At 65.4% G+C, this 17,252-nt stretch carries 16 protein-coding genes; 6 read left to right on the top strand and 10 right to left on the bottom strand.

All coding sequences use genetic code 11. The features are described 5' to 3' along the window. Positions 1-1,115 (bottom strand): helix-turn-helix transcriptional regulator (locus C1876_RS16660; RefSeq protein WP_148707953.1); only part of this gene is annotated, 1,115 nt, incomplete at its 3' end. Positions 1,116-1,431: 316 nt separating this feature from the next. Between C1876_RS16660 and C1876_RS16655 the strand changes: the two genes are divergently transcribed. Together C1876_RS16655 and C1876_RS16650 are read left to right on the top strand one after the other, a co-directional pair. Continuing rightward, positions 1,432-2,223, top strand: a complete 792-nt coding sequence (locus tag C1876_RS16655) for an HAD family hydrolase (protein ID WP_114547845.1) — start codon at positions 1,432-1,434, stop codon at positions 2,221-2,223. 297 nt (positions 2,224-2,520) lie between these two features. Next, complete coding sequence (locus tag C1876_RS16650) at positions 2,521-3,867, top strand: MATE family efflux transporter (protein WP_114547844.1); 1,347 nt, start codon at positions 2,521-2,523, stop codon at positions 3,865-3,867. Here the strand turns inward: C1876_RS16650 and C1876_RS16645 are convergent. Then, the gene (locus C1876_RS16645; protein ID WP_114547843.1) at positions 3,864-4,376 is read right to left on the bottom strand and encodes a nitroreductase family protein; all 513 of its coding nucleotides are present in this window, start codon (positions 4,374-4,376) and stop codon (positions 3,864-3,866) included. The genes C1876_RS16650 and C1876_RS16645 overlap by 4 nt on opposite strands. A gap of 152 nt (positions 4,377-4,528) precedes the next feature. On the opposite strand from C1876_RS16645, the gene C1876_RS16640 reads away from it, so the two are divergent. Beyond that, a complete protein-coding gene (locus tag C1876_RS16640; RefSeq protein WP_114547846.1) occupies positions 4,529-4,864 on the top strand; it encodes a winged helix-turn-helix transcriptional regulator in 336 nt (111 codons plus the stop codon). Here the strand turns inward: C1876_RS16640 and C1876_RS16635 are convergent. Next, entirely contained in the window at positions 4,851-6,065 is a 1,215-nt protein-coding gene (locus C1876_RS16635) for a diphosphate--fructose-6-phosphate 1-phosphotransferase (RefSeq protein WP_114547842.1), read from the bottom strand. The two genes, C1876_RS16640 and C1876_RS16635, sit on opposite strands and share 14 nt — an antisense overlap. Before the next feature lie 160 nt (positions 6,066-6,225). On the opposite strand from C1876_RS16635, the gene C1876_RS16630 reads away from it, so the two are divergent. Then, positions 6,226-6,930: a TetR/AcrR family transcriptional regulator gene (locus C1876_RS16630; protein ID WP_114547841.1), complete on the top strand. Its 705-nt coding sequence runs from the start codon at positions 6,226-6,228 to the stop codon at positions 6,928-6,930. A 158-nt stretch (positions 6,931-7,088) separates the two neighbouring features. Further along, on the top strand, positions 7,089-8,414 hold the full coding sequence (locus C1876_RS16625) for an MFS transporter (protein WP_114547840.1): 1,326 nt from the start codon (positions 7,089-7,091) through the stop codon (positions 8,412-8,414). Positions 8,415-8,425: 11 nt separating this feature from the next. Here the strand turns inward: C1876_RS16625 and C1876_RS16620 are convergent, their stop codons facing one another. From C1876_RS16620 to C1876_RS16605, 4 genes are all read right to left on the bottom strand, one after another. Next, positions 8,426-9,850 carry a C69 family dipeptidase gene (locus tag C1876_RS16620; RefSeq protein ID WP_158544730.1) on the bottom strand — a complete coding sequence of 475 codons (1,425 nt, stop codon included), beginning with the start codon at positions 9,848-9,850 and terminating at the stop codon, positions 8,426-8,428. 38 nt (positions 9,851-9,888) lie between these two features. Beyond that, complete coding sequence (locus C1876_RS16615; protein WP_114547838.1) at positions 9,889-11,151, bottom strand: glycoside hydrolase family 3 protein; 1,263 nt, start codon at positions 11,149-11,151, stop codon at positions 9,889-9,891. 132 nt (positions 11,152-11,283) lie between these two features. Then, positions 11,284-12,027: an anaerobic ribonucleoside-triphosphate reductase activating protein gene (locus tag C1876_RS16610; RefSeq protein WP_114547837.1), complete on the bottom strand. Its 744-nt coding sequence runs from the start codon at positions 12,025-12,027 to the stop codon at positions 11,284-11,286. Positions 12,028-12,030: 3 nt separating this feature from the next. Then, positions 12,031-12,540 (bottom strand): pyridoxamine 5'-phosphate oxidase family protein, encoded by a 510-nt coding sequence (locus tag C1876_RS16605; RefSeq protein ID WP_114547836.1) that lies wholly within the window; start codon positions 12,538-12,540, stop codon positions 12,031-12,033. A gap of 361 nt (positions 12,541-12,901) precedes the next feature. On the opposite strand from C1876_RS16605, the gene C1876_RS16600 reads away from it, so the two are divergent. Beyond that, the gene (locus C1876_RS16600; protein WP_114547835.1) at positions 12,902-15,349 is read left to right on the top strand and encodes a ribonucleoside triphosphate reductase; all 2,448 of its coding nucleotides are present in this window, start codon (positions 12,902-12,904) and stop codon (positions 15,347-15,349) included. A 141-nt stretch (positions 15,350-15,490) separates the two neighbouring features. On the opposite strand, the gene C1876_RS16595 is transcribed toward C1876_RS16600, so the two are convergent. From C1876_RS16595 to C1876_RS17880, 3 genes are all read right to left on the bottom strand, one after another. Beyond that, positions 15,491-16,561 carry a hypothetical protein gene (locus tag C1876_RS16595; RefSeq protein ID WP_148044582.1) on the bottom strand — a complete coding sequence of 357 codons (1,071 nt, stop codon included), beginning with the start codon at positions 16,559-16,561 and terminating at the stop codon, positions 15,491-15,493. Continuing rightward, positions 16,518-17,114, bottom strand: a complete 597-nt coding sequence (locus tag C1876_RS16590) for an RNA polymerase sigma factor (protein WP_114547833.1) — start codon at positions 17,112-17,114, stop codon at positions 16,518-16,520. Before C1876_RS16590 ends, C1876_RS16595 begins: the two co-directional genes overlap by 44 nt. Next, positions 17,057-17,252: hypothetical protein (locus C1876_RS17880; RefSeq protein ID WP_211309575.1), on the bottom strand; the 196-nt coding region annotated here is incomplete at its 5' end. The genes C1876_RS17880 and C1876_RS16590, both read right to left, overlap by 58 nt.

Raw genomic sequence — 17,252 nt, 5'->3', positions numbered from 1 at the left:
GTGTTGGTGCGGGCCCACGGGTCGTTCGTGGACGCGTCACTTTGAGCGTACTTCATCCAGGCGTCTTCCTGGCGCGCTTCGGCGATCCAATCCTCGTTCGACTTCGACACCACGCTGCCGACGAGCCCGACGATGCCGCATAGGATGCCGCCCACCACGAAGGCGATCCAGCTGACGGCGAACCCGCCTTGACCGCCGCGAATGGCGTCCTTGAGCGCGAATTTGTCGATGCCGTCCCAGCTGCCCACGCCGTCGAACAGCGGCACGAAGCCCCACACGAGGAACACGACGGTGGCCAGCAGCATGATGACGCCGCAGATAACGCCGACGATGCGGTCGTTGCGCACCTGCTCGGGCGTCTTGACGATGGCGGTTGCAGGCAGGTCGGCGCCGAGGTCGGCGCGCCGCGCGATGTAGGTGAGCTCGGACAGGTCGTACTTCGACTTCTGCATGCCCGCCCAAATGAGGATGCCCACGGCAAGGGCGAGGATGAACAGGAAGGGGACGATGGCGATATCTTCGAGTGCAACGGTGCCCGCGACGATGATGTCCTCGTCGGGTGTGAGGCCGATGAGCAGGATGACGTCGAGCAGGATGATTCCCACGCCGAGCGCGATCTGCATCGGGTAACGTCGGCCGAATCGGTCGAGCACATCGGCGGAGTACCGCGGCTCGATGGTGGGATTGCGGCGTTTGAACTCGCCGTGGTTGAGGCTGCCCATGACGAGGATCACCACGCCGATGACAACGCAGGACAGCAACGCGACGGCTTGCAGGTTGCTGGGCCATCCGAACGCTTCCAGCAGCACGTTCAGGCCCACGCCCACGAGGATGCTCGCCACGCCGATCACGATGGAGAGGTCGAAGCGGTTCATGTGCGCGTCGTAGCGCTCGGTGTCGCCCGCTTTCGCGACGCTCACATTGCCGCGCATGAGGTCGTCGAGGCTGACGTGGAACAGGTCGCACAGCACGAGAATCTTGTCCATCTCGGGGTAGTTCGTGCCGGCTTCCCACTTGCTGACGGTTTGGCGCGAAACGCCCAGCTGCTCGGCGAGCCCTTCCTGCGTCACGGCGTAGTGCTGGCGCAGATACACGAGGTTGTCGGCGAAGCTCATCGGTAGTCCCTTCTTCGTACGTTGCTTTGCATGATACCCGAAGACCCGGCGACTCGGCTGCGGGGCGGCCCGGTTCGCTCCACCGGTGCTTCGGTGCCTTCCATGATGTCGTTGCAGCACCGCCCGCTCCACCAACTTGGGCGCGCGTTTCGCAATTTTTCGCGCACGCTCAGGTTGCGGAAGTATTCGACCTGGGGTTTTGTAAAACAGGTTTCAAGTTCGTGCAAAGTCTCCGTCTTGGGTCGTGGGGGTTGCGGGGCGCGTCGTACAATGGGCGCATGCGCTACCACAAAGAGGCTTTTAGGAGGCTTTTCGCATGATCAAGCTCATCGCAAGCGATATGGACGGAACGCTGCTCGACGGAAATCAGTGCGTGCCCGAGGGGACGTACGATCTCATTCTGCGTCTGCGCGATGCGGGCATCCGCTTCGTCGCATCGTCGGGCCGTCGCTTCGACACGCTGAGCGAGCTGTTCGAACCCGTGGCCGATTGCATGGACTTCGTCGCGTCGAACGGCGCACAGGTGATCATCGAGGGCGAGCTTGTTGATCGGGAAGTGTTTTCCCATGCCGCCCTGCGCCGCCTCGCGCGCACCTGCGATTTGTTCGACACGCTGCACCTGGCGCTGTTCGACGAGACGCGCAGCTACCTGCTAGACGACGAGGCACGCTTCGAGCGCGAGGTGGACAAGAACTTGCCGAACCCCGTGCGCGTGTTCGCCGTGCCGTCGCCCGACGTGAACATCTTGAAGGCGTCGGTGTACTGCGACGAGGGCGTCATGGACATGGCGTACGCCCTCACGCGCGAGCTGGACGACGACTTCGTGTTCGCGCCGTCGGGTCACAAGTGGATCGACGTCATGCAGCGCGGCGTGAACAAGGCGACGGGCATCGAGCAGGTGATGGCTGCTCACGATGTGCGCCGCGACGAGGTCATGGCATTCGGCGACTCCATGAACGACTACGAGATCCTGCGCATGGCAGGCACGAGCGTGGCCATGGGCAACGCTCGCTCGGCCATCAAGCAAATCGCCACGAAGGTCATCGGCACCAACCTCGAGCACAGCGTCCAACGAGAACTGCGAGCCCTTCTCGACATCATGGGCTAGCGATGGTATGCTGGCCGTCGCTGTATTCGTCTTTTTGAGAAGGCTGGCATGAAGCTTTGCAGAGTAGCGGCTCCGCGCATGATCGCCGATGAAGCATCGCACGGGGCTCCTGAGAACATACTCATCGGCATCGGGGAGCGCGCTGCGTAGAAGCAGGCACGCCGTCCTTTGATGTCGGCATGACGGATTCGTTCAAGCGCCGCAGGTGATGATTCATCTGCGGCGCTTTTGTATGCGCCGAGGCGAAAAGCCCGGCGCGCGACGGTTCCGCTTTCCGAATTCTCAGAGGTGACTATCGTGTCTCAAGCTTCTCTTTCCTTTACCGAAGGGCCGCTGTTTCGCCGGCTGCTGGCCTTCGCGCTGCCGCTCATGGCGGTGAACCTGTTGCAGTACCTCTACCAGGCGGTGGACATGGTCGTGGTCGGCCAGGTGGTGGGCCCGGTGGGGCTCGTGTCCATCAGCAACGCTACGAACGCGGCCTATCTGGTGAACGCGTTCGTCATCGGCCTCACGGCTGGGGGCGGCGTGGTGATCGCGCGGTTCGTGGGCGCGCACGACCTAGCCGGTCAACGGCGCGCGTACGCGGCCACGCTGGCGGTGGCGCTTGCGGCATCGGCCGCCCTTGCCGTGGCGGGCGTGCTGCTGGCGCGGCCCGCGTTCACGGCGAACGCGGTGCCGGAAGCGGCGCTCGACGGGGCCGTCATGTACACCGTCATCATGTGCGGCGGGTGCGTCGGGCCGTTTCTGATGAACGCCGCGGCCGCGTTTCTCAAGGCGCAGGGCGACGCGCGCACGCCGCTTGCGCTCGTGGCGATGTCTGCGTTCGTGAACGTGGCGCTCGACCTGGTGCTGGTGGGTCCGGCGGGACTCGGCGTCGCAGGCGCTGCCGTGGCAACGGTGACGGCGCAGAGCCTGTCGGCCGTCGCGGCGCTCGTCGTGGTGCGGCGGCGCTATCCCGGCGGGCGGCTGCGTGGCGCGCTCGGCGGCCGCGGCCTGCGCGCGAGCGTAGCCGAGGTGCTGCACGTGGGCGTGCCGTCAGCCGTGCAGATGGCAGTGGTGAACCTATCGTACGCGCTGGTCACCGGCTTGCTCAACCGCTACGGCACCGACGTGGCCGCCGCGGCAGGCGTCGGCCTGCAAATCAGCACCATCGCGGGGCTGCCGTGCTGGGCCATCGGCCAGGCCATTACGACGGCCGCGGCGCAGAATGCGGGCGCGAGCAAGCTGGGGCGGGCGCTCGACGTGGCGCGCATCGGCGCCGTGTTCAACGTGAGCGTCATCGTGGGCGTGCAGGTGGTCGTGCAGCTGCTGGCACCGATGCTCGTGGCCCTCTATGGGCTCACGGACCCTTCCACGCTCGACACGGCTGTGCTGTACTTGCGCATCACCTGCAGCGTGAACGGCCTGTTCTATGCGGCCATGTTCAGCTTCGACTCGTTCGCGCTCGGCGCGGGCTCGCCCCGCCTCGTGCTGGTGAACTCGCTCATCGACGCGTTCGTCGTGCGCTTCGGTCTGGCGTTTCTGCTGAGCGGGGTGCTGGGCTTCGGCTACGTGGGCATCTTCGTGGCGCAGGCGGCGTCGCCCGTCATCCCCGCTCTCATCGGTGGTTGGTACGTGCGCCATTGGGCGCGTACGCGCAGCTAGGCGATGGTCACGAGCTCGCTCACCGGAATGCGCTCGGTGGCGTGACGCTCGGGGCTCGTGGGTTCGCAAGCGGCGTATCCCACCGCCAGGATGTTGACGGGCTCGAGCGACGGCGCCAGCTCGAACTCGGTCCGCACGATGGCGGGGTCGAACGCGCAGATCCACACGCTGCCCAGGCCCAGGTCGGTGGCCTCCAACATCATGTGGTCGGTGAGGATGGAGGCGTCGATTGCCGTGCTGGTCATGCCGTCGAAGCGGCGACGCCACGCGCGGTCGTGATCCGCGCACACGATGAAGGCGAGCGGAGCGCCGTGGAGGTTGGCGGCCTTGCCGAGGCGCGCCAGGCCCGCGGCGCTTTCAACCTGCACGATGCGCACCGGCTGCCGATTCGCGGCGGTCGGTGCAACATGGGCCGCCTCGATGATAGCGTCGACTTTCTCCTGCTCAACCGGGGTGGGTTGGTAGGTGCGTATCGAGCAGCGTCGCTTTGCGGTGGCGAGAAACGTCATGGGGTGCTCCTTCTCTCGATGGATCAAGGGTATGGCTCCATGCTACGTTGTGCTATCTTTCAATCAAGTAGGTACTTTTCGGGAATATACTACCGAAAAGGAAAGTATTGAGCGCCCGCGCGAAGGGCGACCCCGCCGGCGAAGGAGGCCGTATGAAAGCTTGTCCGGATGCCTACCATTGTCCCGTCGAGGCCACCATCGATATCGTGGGCGGCAAGCACAAAGTGCTCATTCTCTGGCACCTGAGCAAGCACGGCGTGCTGCGCTTCGGCGAGCTGCAACGCCTCATGGCGCAGGCCACGCCGAAGATGCTCACGCAGCAGCTGCGCGAGCTCGAAGCCGATGGCATGGTGCATCGCGAGCTGTACCATCAGGTGCCGCCGAAAACGGAATACTCGCTCACGCCGCGCGGGCACCGTTTCACCCCTGTCCTGAACGCCATGTGCGCCTGGGGCAAGGACGTGCTCGACGACGTTACCGCAGGTTGAAGGGCGTGATGGTGGCGGGGATGCCGCCTTCCATGATGAGCTTCGGCTCGCCTTCGATGAGCGGCTGGAAGTACGCGACGGCCTCGGGCGCGATGCCCTGGTAGTTCGGCAGAATCCACGCGGCGGGGAAGCGCTTGACGTAGTTGGCGAACTCGTTGGCCGGTCCGGCGAACACCTCGGCCTCGTAGCGCCCTGCGGCCGCGGCTTCCTCCGAGCGGCGGATGCCCACCACGGCCCCGGTGAATGCCGGGTCGGCGCTGCGCATGTGAGCGCTCATCCCCAGGTCGTAGGCTTCGTTCACATCCACGAGGCTCTGCGCGAAGTTGCTGGAACGCGCCGCGCGCGACAGGTCCTGCACCACGCCGCGCGGCACGATGCCCGCGTCGATGATCATCTGCTTGAGCGTTGACGCCGCGCCGCCCAGCACCGCGTGGGAGAAGCCGTCGTTGGCCGCATCGCCCGCGGACAGGTACGTGCCGTCGGCATAGTGCGCGCCCTCGGACGTGACGATGTAGCACGAGCCCGTCTCGTCGAACTTCTGCTGCACGGCGGCCAGGAAGGCGTCGCGGTCGAAGTCCACCTCGGGCAGCACGAGCAAATCGACGTCGCCGGTGAGGCAGCAGCTTGCCGCCAGCCAGCCCGCGTCGCGGCCCATGACCTCGAGCACGAACACCTCGGGGCGCGTGTACGCGTCGTAATCGAGGCGCGTGGCATGGGTGATTTGGCACGCCACCTTCGCCGCGCTCGGGAAGCCGGGGCAGTGGTCCACCGGCACCAGGTCGTTGTCGACGGTTTTGGGGATGCCGACGAAGCGCTTGCCCGGCGCGTTCGTCCGCGCCCATTCGGCGAGCGCGTCCACGGTGTCCATGGAGTCGTTGCCGCCGATGTAGAACATGGTTTCGATGTCGTGCGCGTCCATGACGTTTGCAAGGCGACGGAAATCGGCCTCGTCGTCGCGTTTGAGCTTGTAGCGGCAGGTGCCGAGGGCGGAAGAGGGCGTCTGTTTGAGCAGGTCAAGCTCGCGGCCGGGCAGGTTCGTGAGGTCGTACAGCCGGTCGTCCAGCACGCCTTCGATACCGTGGATGCCGCCCCACACGCGGTCGTACAGCGGGTTCAGCTGGTTCGCGCGGATGACGCCGGCCAGGCTGGCGTTGATGACGGCGGTCGGGCCGCCGGATTGTGCAACAAGGCAGGTGCTCATGAAAATGGCGCTCCTGTTCTCTCGGTTCCGTTTCGACGCATGCGCCCCAGTATGATGCTGCGCGCAGCCTGCGGCAAACTTTTCCTTGCGTTCTCCATTGGAGTATCGTAGGATACATACCGTTGGTATGTTAATGACAGGCAGGATCGAAGGAGGGCTCATGGCGCGCAACAAGCACCCCGAGGAGACGGTGAACCGCATCCTCGACGTGGCGTTGGCCCTGTTCTTCGAGAAGGGCTACGACGACACGAGCATTCAGGACATCATCGACGGCCTGGGCGGATTGACGAAGGGCGCGGTGTACCACCACTTCAAGTCGAAGGAAGACATCCTGACGGCGGCCATCGACCGCGACAACCGCGGCCTGTACGCCGAGCTCAAGCGCATCCGCGACGACGGCCGCATGAACGGGGCGGAGAAGCTTCAGACGCTGTTCGCCGCCTCTATCGAGGGGCCGCAGATGGACACGTGGGCGAACGTGGCGCCCGACATCGACCCGGTGAAGAACTCCCGGCTGCTGGGCATGCAGTACGAGTCGGTGTTCGCGGAGACGGTGCCCGACTTCGTGCTGCCCATCGTGGAGCAGGGCGTGCGCGACGGCAGCATCGTCACCGACCATCCGCGCGAGTTCAGCGAGGTCATCGTGCTGTTAGCGAACCTGTGGGCAAGCCCCATGTTCCGCGCCTGCACCGCCGAGGACCTGCGCGTGCGCGTGGACTACTACATCGACATCGTGAAGCTGCTCGGCGGCCTGACGCTCGACGACGACGGGCTGGGGTCTCTCCTGGAAGGGTACCGCGCGCAGCTGCACGAGCGGTTCGAGGCTCTTCGGAAGGGGAGGGACGATGCGAACGAACCGCAATAACACGAACGAATGTTTCACGTGAAACATTCGGAGGCGGCTGCGGGAATTCCTCCTGACTTGGCCCTTCCCGGCTTCCGCTGCTTCCCGGTTGCGCTGCAACCGTTTCTTTTACTCTTTATACATACCAACCGAACGTATGTAAAATGAAAGGACCAACCATGAAAACCTTGCTCAATCCCTCGTTCGTCTCAGTGATCTTCGCGCAGGTGGCCTCGCTGTTCGGCGATGCCGTGTTGCGCTTCGCCCTGCCGCTGTACGTGCTGAACCTCACGGGCTCGGCGGCCCTCATGGGCGCGGTGGCCGCGGCCGCGTGGATTCCCTACATCGTGCTGACCCCTATCGGCGGGGTGGCGGCCGACCGCGTGAACAAGCGCCGCATCATGGCCGTGCTCGATACGCTGCTGGCCGTGACGTGCGCCGCGTACCTCGCGCTCGACGGCGTCATCGACCTCATCGGCCTGTCCATCTGCGCGCTCATCATCCTGTACGCCGCGCAGAGCGTGTATCAGCCCACCGTGCAGGCGGCGGTGCCCTTCATCGTGCCGCGCGACGGCATCGTGCGCGCGACGGCCATTGTCAGCCAGATCAGTGCGCTGTCGGGCCTCGTGGGTCCCGTGCTGGGCGGGTTGCTGTTCGGCCTGTTCGGCATCGAGCCGGTGGTGCTCGTTTCGGGCGTGGCGTTCGCTGCGTCGGCGGTGCTCATCGTGGTGTTCGTGCGCATCCCGCGCGACGCCATCGAGCGCAGCAACGTGGGCGTGGTGCGCACCGTGGTGAACGATATCGCCGAGAGCTTCGCGTTCCTGCGTCACGACCGCCCGGTCATCCTCAAGCTCATCTTCCTTGTGGCCGGCATCAACGTCTCGCTCACGGCGTTCATCCTCATCGGCGCGCCGGTTATCGTCACGCAGATCCTCGGCCTGCCGAACCAGTACATGGGCTTTGCCGAAGGCGCCATGGCGCTGGGCGGCCTGGCGGGCGGCATCTCGGTGGGCGTGTTCGCCCGTCGTCTCAAGCTCGATCGCGCGCCGCTGTTTCTGCTGGTGGCGGCTGTGGCGCTGCTGCCTATCGCCGTCATCTTGGGCGTGTCGATGGACGCCTTCGTGGCGTACGGCGTCCTTTTGGCCAGCCTGTTCGTGGCCATGGCGTGCGCCACGATGTTCAGCATCCAGTCCATCTCGTTCGTGCAGCTGGAAACGCCGGGCCATCTCGTAGGCAAGGTGATCGCGCTCATCATGTCGCTGGCGAACTGCGCGCAGCCGGTGGGGCAGCTCATCTACGGCGGGCTGTTCGACGCGCTGCGCGGCAACCTCGTGCCGGTGGCGCTGGGCACGGCCCTCATCGCGTTCGTCATCGGCGCCATCACGTTCCGCGTGTTGAAGCGTGGCCTGGCCGAGCTGCCCGCCGACGCGACGGGCAGCGTTGGGGACGATGACGAAAACGCCTCGGAAGACGTCACCGAGGAGCGGCTTCCCGTCAATGCGTAGCGGGCGCTGCCCTACAGGTTCTCGTCCATGGCGAACGACAGGCGCGAATCTTCGGCGGCGGCCATCACGAGGTCTTGCAGCAGCGTGCGCAGGTCGGCCAGCAGCTCGTCCATGAACGCGCGGTTCTCCCTGGTGAGCGCCTCGGTGAGCGCCTCGCCCGCAAGCGGGGCGCACGTGGCGTCGGTGCGCGCCACGAACGCGTGCGCCTTGCAGCGGCAGGCCCCCAGGAAGTCGTCGACCGGCTTGGACGCCGACGCGTAGCGGCTCTCGGTCAGCATGCCGAGGGTGCGCAGCAGCCAGTAGGCGCTCGTGGTTTCGGGCCGTGCGCCCGTGTGCTCCCACACCGGATGCGCGCTCGACGCATTCGCGAAGAACGGCACGAACGGCGAGAACGCCGTGGTGCCGAGCGCCACCCAGTGCACGCCCGCCCGTTCGGCCGGCATGCCCGGACGAATTTGCAGGATGTGGCCCTCCTGCGTGCGCGACAGCGAGATGGCGCGGTAGCGGCCGCGGCTGCGCTCGTCGCCGTCGGAGCCGAGCGGGTCGAACGGCGTGCCGTTGAAGTGCGAGCTCAGCACGGATGCCACGTCGTCGACGCCGATGAGCCGGTTCGCGCGGCAGATGAACGGCAGGTCGAGATCTTCGGGGTTCTGCTCCACCTCGGGGCTGAAGGCGCGTTGCCCGAACCAGACGCGCGGGGTGTTGTAGTGCGCGTCCTGCTGCGTGTACGTGCCGAAGATGCGCCGAAAGTCGAACGTGCCGGGGCGCGGGTTCAGCCGGTTGTCGTCGACGAACGCGCGAATGTCCTCCGATGCCATGAAGTCATTCGAGCCGAAGTCCACCTCTTGGATGGAGATGCGGTTGGCGCACACGGCGTATGCGTCGTCGGGGATGCGCTGCGCCACCCAGTGATGCCCGGTGGCAAGCTCCATGTACCACACCTCGTCGGCGTCGGCGAACAGGATGCTGTTGCTCTCGGCCGACCCGTGCGCGGCCACGATGCCGCCCACGCGACGCACGCCGTCGCGCGCGGACGTGATGAACGGCAGCACCACGCTGAGCAGGGCATCCTCTGCCAACCCGTCCTCCACGAGCGGGTCGAGGGCCAGTACGCGCTCGTTGGCGTACGTGCTTTCGGTGGCGCTCATGGCCACGCCGGCGGCGTTGATGCCGGCTTCCTCGTAGAGACCTTCGCTCGAATCGGCTTCGGGCGTGGACGTGTAGCGGAGCGCTGGGCCATGCAACTCAAGGGCGAAGCCGTTGTTGGCCGAGGTGAACAGCTCGTGATCGTACGCGGCGTCGGGGACGACGGTGAAGCGCTTCGGCGCGCAGGCGCAGGAGTTGTCCTCCGTGCGCGCGATGAGGGTTGAGCCGTCGAGCGTGGCGGCTTTGCCAACGAGGATGGACGTGCAGGCGCAATGGGTGGACCGCGGCATGGGGCCTCCTGTCATCGGGCGAGGGTCGCCCTTACATTCTACTCCAGCTCTTCCAGCGAGAGCTTCGTTTTCACGATGCGTTGCACCGATTCGTCGATGCGGTCTTCGGTGAGGCGTCCGTCGTGCACGGCATCGAGCACGCCTTCGTAGGCGGCGGGGAAGTCGGCGGGCATGAGCACGAGGTCCACCCCGGCTTCGAGGGCGGCAACGCCCACCTGATCGGGCGTGACGTCGCCGACGGCTCCCATGCCCATCGAGTCGGTGATGATGAGGTTGCCGTACCCCAACTCGGTGCGCAGCAGGTCGGTGACGATGGCGGGGTTGATGGAGGCGGGCGTGTCGGTTCCGGTGGCGTTCGGCAGCGACAGGTGGCCCACCATGATGAACGGCACGTCGGCCTTGATGGCGGCCTCGAACGGCACGAGCTCGTCCGCGCGCAGCTCGTCGAGCGACTTCTCGGACACGATGGCGCCTTCGTGGCTGTCGCCCATCACGCCGCCGATGCCGGGGAAGTGCTTCGCGCTGCACAGCATGCCCGCGCTCGCGAACCCGTCCACCTGCGCGGCCACCATGCTCGCCACCGCCTGCGGGTCGGTACCGAACGAGCGCAGCGCCATGACGTCGGTGGCGGGATCGCCGCAGATGTCGGCGTCGGGGGCGAAGTCCACGTTGAAGCCCAGGTCGCGCAGGTAGGTGCCGATGGTGCGCGCGACGTCTTCGGCCTGCGCCGTGTCGCCTGCAGCGCCGACGGCGGCCATGTCGCCCACGTTCTGAATGGCGAAGCCGGGGTTGCCCCCGATGCGCGAGACGGTACCGCCCTCCTCGTCGACGCAGGTGAACAGCGGCAGCCCGACGGCTTCCTGGGCGTATGCCTGGGAATTCGCCAACATGGTACGCGTTTGGTCGGGGTCGATGAGGTTTTGCTGGAAGTACGCGATGCCGCCCACGGGGTAGGTGGACAGCGCTTCCTCGGTGGCGGGGCCGGCTTGCGTGGCAACGTCCACGCCGGTGATGGATTCGGGGCGCACGATGAACAGCTGCGCCGCTTTCTGCTCGAGCGTCAGCTCGGCCACCTTCTGCGCGGCGCGCTCGTCAAGGGTGGGCTGACGCGACGGCTCGGGACGCGCGGGGGCATCGGGGGAGGTGGAAGGCGTTTCCGAGCCGGAGGGGTCGGAGGGGTCGCCGAACTCGGTCGAGGGGCTCTCGGGCGCGGTTTCGGGCGCAGCGGCCACGCAGCCCGCCGCCACCGCGACGCACAAGCACGCCAGCAGCGCGCCGATGAACAACAGACGAACACGCACGGATCAACCTCTTCCCTCGAAACGACGGCGCGCATGAGTCGCGCGCCGGGCTCCCAGTATAGGGCCGAAGCCGATGCACGGCCCGAAGATGCTGCCGCTTCGAAAAAGGGTTGAGGCTCAGGCGTTTCCCACCTAGTCCGCGCCGCGCAGCGCCGCGCCGGGCACGAGGGCTTGCAGCTCGGGCAGCAGGGCGCGCAGGTCATCGGAGTTCCAGGCGTGCAGGCACCCGGGGCCGGCCAGCACGCTTTCCGCATCGATGAAGCTTTGCAGGTACCACGCGGGCGCGCCTTCGATCCATGCGGCCAGGGAGCGCAGGTCGTCGGCCGTGTGCAACTCGCGCACCACGGTGGTGCGCAGCTCGTAGGGCACCGCGTCGGTGCGCAGGAAGTCGAGGGACGCCTGCATCGGTGCGAGGTCGAGGCCGGGCACGCCCACCGTTTCGCCGTACCGGGCCGGGGCGTTCTTCACGTCCATGGCCACGTAGTCCACGAGGTTCGCCTCGACGAGCGCGCGCAGGCGGTCGGGGAAACCGCCGTTCGTGTCCAGCTTCACGGCGAAGCCGGCCTCGCGGATGCGGGCGCAGAAGTCCTCGATGCCCGGTTGCAGCAGCGGCTCGCCGCCCGTGATGCACACGCCGTCGAGCAGCCCCGCGCGCTTGCCCAGGAATGCGAAGAACTCGTCGAGCGTGACGGCCGGCGGCAGCCCCGCGGCCTCGGCCGCGTTCTTGCCGCCCGCGGCCGGCGCTCCCGCCCCCAGCACCAAATCGGCGTTGTGGCAGAACGGGCAGCGGAAGTTGCACCCCTGCGTGAACACGGTGGCCGCCGTGCGGCCGGGGAAGTCGAGCAGCGTGAGCTTCTGCAAACCGGCGATGCGCATGGGCTAGGCCTCCGGCGCTTCGGCGGGACGCGGGCCGGGACGGCCCTTGCCGCTCAGCTCGTCGATGTCGAGCGCCCAGACGGCGGTGTGCGGGCCTTCGTGCTCCATGGCCGCCCCAATGCCGTGCTTCGCCTCGGGCACATACTTCATGCAGAGGTTCACCAGCGCGTGCTTGAACTCGCTCACGTCGGTGACCGCGCGCATGCGCCCGAACGCCATGACCGACCGGTAGGCCGTGGTGAAGTCCCCGTCCTCGAAGAACGGCGCGACGTCCACCACCGCGGTGGCGCAGGCGCGGGGGTCGCGCGCGAAATCGGCCGCCTTGTGGCCGCCTTCGTTCGTGGCGTGGAAGTACAGCGCGTCGCCGGTGCGCACGAACGACAGCGGCACGGCGTAGGGCATGCCGTCGTCGTCGACGGTTGCCACCGTGACGAACGGCGCGGCGTCCAGCGCGGCCAGCGCCTCTTCGCGGGACAGGGCGCGCTCGGCACGGCGCAGAGGGAATCGAGACATCGCGTGAGCTCCTTCGGGTTGAACGTGTGCGGCCTATCATAATCCCGCAGCGCCTCGCAATCAAACGGCATGCCGCTCGCCGAAAGCTTCGGCGCGGGACGGGCGCAAAACGGCGCGTCCGCAGCTTTGTTCTAAACGCGCAGGTCGCTTTTCGTAGAACGGTTTCGGACGGTCGCGCAAAACCCCAGATGGCGAAACCTACCATATATAGTTGTGCATTATGGTTGTATCTTCAACATATGGGTGACAATCATTGACGGCCCCGGATGACGCTGGTAGGGTGGTCTCTACCACATACAAGGCGCGGCCCCCTCTGCCGCAGCCGCACAAACGAAGCGAATCCACAGCAAAAGGAGCGAGCATGTACGAGGTTCAGAAGCGCGATGGCAAGATCGCGGATTTCGACATCGTCAAAATTTCGAGCGCCATCGCCAAAGCGTTCGATGCGTTGGAGAAGCAGTACCATCCGTCCACCATCGACCTGCTGGCCCTCAACGTGACCGCCCATTTCGAAGAGAAGATCAAGAACGGCGTCATCTCCGTCGAGGCCATTCAGGACAGCGTGGAAGAGGTGCTGTCCACGGCCGGGTACGCCGACGTGGCGAAGTCCTACATCCTCTACCGCCGTCAGCGCGAGAAGGTGCGCAACGCGAACGCCACGCTGCTCGATTACAAGGACCTCGTCGACCAGTACGTGAAGGTTGAGGATTGGCGCGTGAAGGAGAACTCCACGGTGACGTATTCCGTGGGCGGCCTCATCCTGTCGAACTCGGGCGCCATCACGGCGAACTACTGGCTGAGCGAAATCTACGACGACGAGGTGGCGAAGGCCCACCGCAACGCCGACATCCACCTGCACGACCTGTCCATGCTGACGGGCTACTGCGCCGGATGGTCGCTCAAGCAGCTCATCCAGGAAGGTCTCGGCGGCGTGCCCGGCAAGATCACGTCGAAGCCGGCCAGCCACCTGTCCAGCCTGTGCAACCAGATGGTGAACTTCCTCGGCATCATGCAGAACGAGTGGGCGGGCGCGCAGGCGTTCTCCAGCTTCGACACGTACCTCGCGCCGTTCGTGAAGGTGGACGACCTCACGTACGAGGAGACGAAGCAGTGCGTCGAGTCGTTCGTGTTCGGCGTGAACACCCCCTCGCGTTGGGGCACGCAGGCACCGTTCAGCAACATCACGCTCGACTGGGTGTGCCCGGCCGACCTGCGCGATCAGCCGGCCATTGTGGGCGGCAAGGAGATGGACTTCACCTACGGCGACTGCAAGGCCGAAATGGACATGGTGAACAAGGCGTTCATCGAGATCATGATCGAGGGCGACGCGAACGGCCGCGGCTTCCAGTACCCCATTCCCACGTACTCCATCACGCGCGACTTCGACTGGAGCGAGACCGAGAACAACAAGCTGCTGTTCGAAATGACGGCGAAGTACGGCACGCCCTACTTCAGCAACTACATCAACTCCGACATGGAGCCGTCCGACGTGCGTTCCATGTGCTGCCGCCTGCGCCTCGACCTGCGCGAACTGCGCAAGAAGTCGGGCGGGTTCTTCGGCAGCGGCGAGTCCACGGGCTCCATCGGCGTGGTCACCATCAACATGCCGCGCCTGGCGTACCTCGCTGCCGACGAGGCCGACTTCTACCATCGTCTCGACCACCTCATGGACATCTCCGCGCGCTCGCTGCACACGAAGCGCGAAGTGGTGACGCGCCTGCTCGACGCCGGCCTGTACCCCTACACGAAGCGCTACCTGGGCACGTTCGAGAACCACTTCTCCACCATCGGCCTCGTGGGCATGAACGAGGCGTGCCTCAACGCGTCGTGGCTGCGCGCCGACATGACGCAGGAGGCCGCGCAGACGTTCACGCAGGCGGTGCTCAACCACATGCGCGACCGTTTGGCCGACTACCAGGAGGAATACGGCGACCTGTACAACCTCGAGGCCACGCCGGCCGAGAGCACCACGTACCGCTTCGCCAAGCACGACAAGGAGCAGTTCCCCAACATCATCACGGCCAACGAGCAGGGCAAGCCGTACTACACGAACTCGTCGCACCTGCCGGTGAGCTACACCGACGACATCTTCAGCGCGCTCGACGTGCAGGACGGCCTGCAGACGCTGTACACGTCCGGCACGGTGTTCCACGCCTTCCTCGGCGAGAAGCTGCCCGACTGGCAGAGCACGGCCAACCTCGTGCGCAAGATCGCCGAGAACTACAAGCTGCCGTACTACACCATGTCGCCCACGTACTCGGTGTGCAAGAACCACGGCTACATCGCGGGCGAGGTGTACGAGTGCCCGTGCTGCCACGAGGAGACCGAAGTGTACTCGCGCATCACCGGCTACTATCGCCCGGTGAAGAACTGGAACGACGGCAAGAGCCAGGAGTTCGCCGACCGCGTGGAGTACGACCTGGGGCATTCGCACCTGCACACCGCGTCCCATAGCGGCGGGGAAGCGGTTGCGGTTTCGGACGACGTTGCCGCTGCCCTGGGCGAAGCCGCTCCGGTGGAAGCGCCCGAAACCGAGATTCCCGCATCCAGCTCCCTGCCCGCGGGCCTCTACCTCGTCGCCACGCGCACGTGCCCGAACTGCAAGTTCGCCGCCGCCGAGATGGACGCGGCCGGCATCGCCTACGAAGAGCTGCTTGCCGAAGAGAACGTCGAGCTTGCGCAGCGCTACCGCATCATGCAGGCCCCCACGCTGCTGTCGGTGTCGCCGGAGGGCTCGGTTGACATCGTTCCCGGCGCGGCCTCGGTATTCCAGCACATCAATGCGATGAAAGCTCAGGTGGTTGCTTAACTCCCGGCCCCGTGCCGGTTCGATAGAAGGGCGTGCCACCTCCACACTCGCATTCATGTAACCACATACTCGCAGCCAGCGCCCAGCAAACAACGGGGCCGGATCAAAAGATCCGGCCCCTTTTTCGTGCGGGGAGGGGGGCTACTCCTCGACAAGTTCCGTAAGAGTGAACAGCGCGGGTGATTCAGGGCGCTCACCGGGAGGCATGTCGTCGTTTTGCTCATGCTGCCTGTCGGCAACGGAGGCCTCGTAGCTGGCGTTCCAGAATGCGGCAAGGCGCTGCTCGATATCATCGACGGGTGTGATGACGTACGTTTTCGTTTGCGTCGTTCCATCCATGAACGTTGCGGTAAGATGAAGCTTGCAGTCCGCAAGGGCGTGCGCAGCTGCCAGGTCGATGGATGCTTCCTTTTCGTAGAACGCCGAGTCTGCAGCAGTTCCGTTCATGATTTCGTATACGATGTTTCGCGCGAGTTCCGGTACGGGAAAGCCCAGATAGATGCTTACAACGTAGTCGTCCTTGCCCTCTTGTTGATTGGTTGAGAAGTTTCCGAACCCGTGGTTCTGATCGTTGTAGTCGAATGCGATGGACTTGGAATAGTGGAAGACGCTCGTGTGCTCGGCTTCGGCTTCGTTTTTGCTGGAGGGGCCGTCGATGGTTTCGAAGAAAGCGCGGTCACCCTCGATTTCGTATGCGATGCTCTTGATGTTGCGGCCTGAGCATTCCAGATTGAAACTGTACTTGAAGCCGGCCCACTCGTCGCCGGCGGCGAACTGCCCGGAGTCGGGATCGTACCAAGCGCCGCTGTAGCCGCCGGTGCCTCTAAACTCGTCGGCGCTGAGGATCGTTTGCGCACCCGGTTGCGCGCTCGATCCTTCCGTGGCATACGCGGTGAGGAAGAATGCGTTGTCGCCGTCGTTTGACAACGAGGCGATGCCGGGGAGCCCGATAGCCAGTCCGCAAACGGCGGTGCCGGCGAGCAGTGTCACGCATGCGGCGACGGCGAACGACTTTATTCGGGTTCGCTTTGAAGATGCTGCGGCGCGCACGGAGGGTCGTACGTCAGTGGTTCTGCTGCTCGCGGAGGAGCAACGTGCATGCGCGGCGGCCAACACATCCTGTTTCAGCTGGTTGGGGGCGTGGGTTTCGCTCATCATGGCGCGGTAGTCATCCAAAGTGGGTTTGTGCGGGCGATTGTGGTGCTCGGTCATGGCTCAACTCCTCTCTCGGTTCGGGTTGGCGCGCGGGCACGGCACGCTCGGCTTGCAGCGTCGTGCGCAGCTGCTCGCGCGCTCGATGCAACCGGGTGCGTATCGTGCTGGGCTTGCACTCCTCAATGCGGGCGATCTCCTCGGTGGAGTAGCCCTCCACGTAGAACAGGTGCACGGCCGTTCGCAGGTCGGGCGACAGCGCACCCACCACATCCCAGATGTCGGCGCGGAACGCGTCGGGCGCGGGGATGCTGGCAAGCTCTCGCTCGAGGCCCTCCGTGCGGCGATTCCACGCCAAGCGCGTGAGGTCGCGGCAGCGGTTGATGGTCACGCGGATGAGCCACGCTTTCAGATGCTCGTCGTTGTCGAAGGGCGCCTCGTGCTCGAGCAGGCGTATGAACACGTCTTGGTACACGTCGTCGGCATCGCTCGGCGATCCCGTCTGCGCAAGCGCAACGCGATACACCGTATCGCCCCACGTATCCATGGCGCAGCTCAGAAACGCCTCCGAACGAAGCGGTTGCGGATTATTTCGTTGAAACGGTAAGCGCATGCATTCACCTCTCTTCTGATAATACGGATGGAGAGGAGGAATTGTTCGGAGGAATAGGAGGTTTTCGCATTCTTTTTGCGCCCTTTGTTGCGCCGGGATGGGGCTTGCTGATCCCGAAGCGCAAGGCCGGCGCCATAG

This window comes from Eggerthella sinensis (genome assembly GCF_003339815.1).
Lineage (GTDB): Bacteria > Actinomycetota > Coriobacteriia > Coriobacteriales > Eggerthellaceae > Eggerthella > Eggerthella sinensis.
The sequence above is the reverse complement of the archived record's forward strand: the minus strand, read 5'-3'. Positions and strand labels throughout refer to the sequence as shown.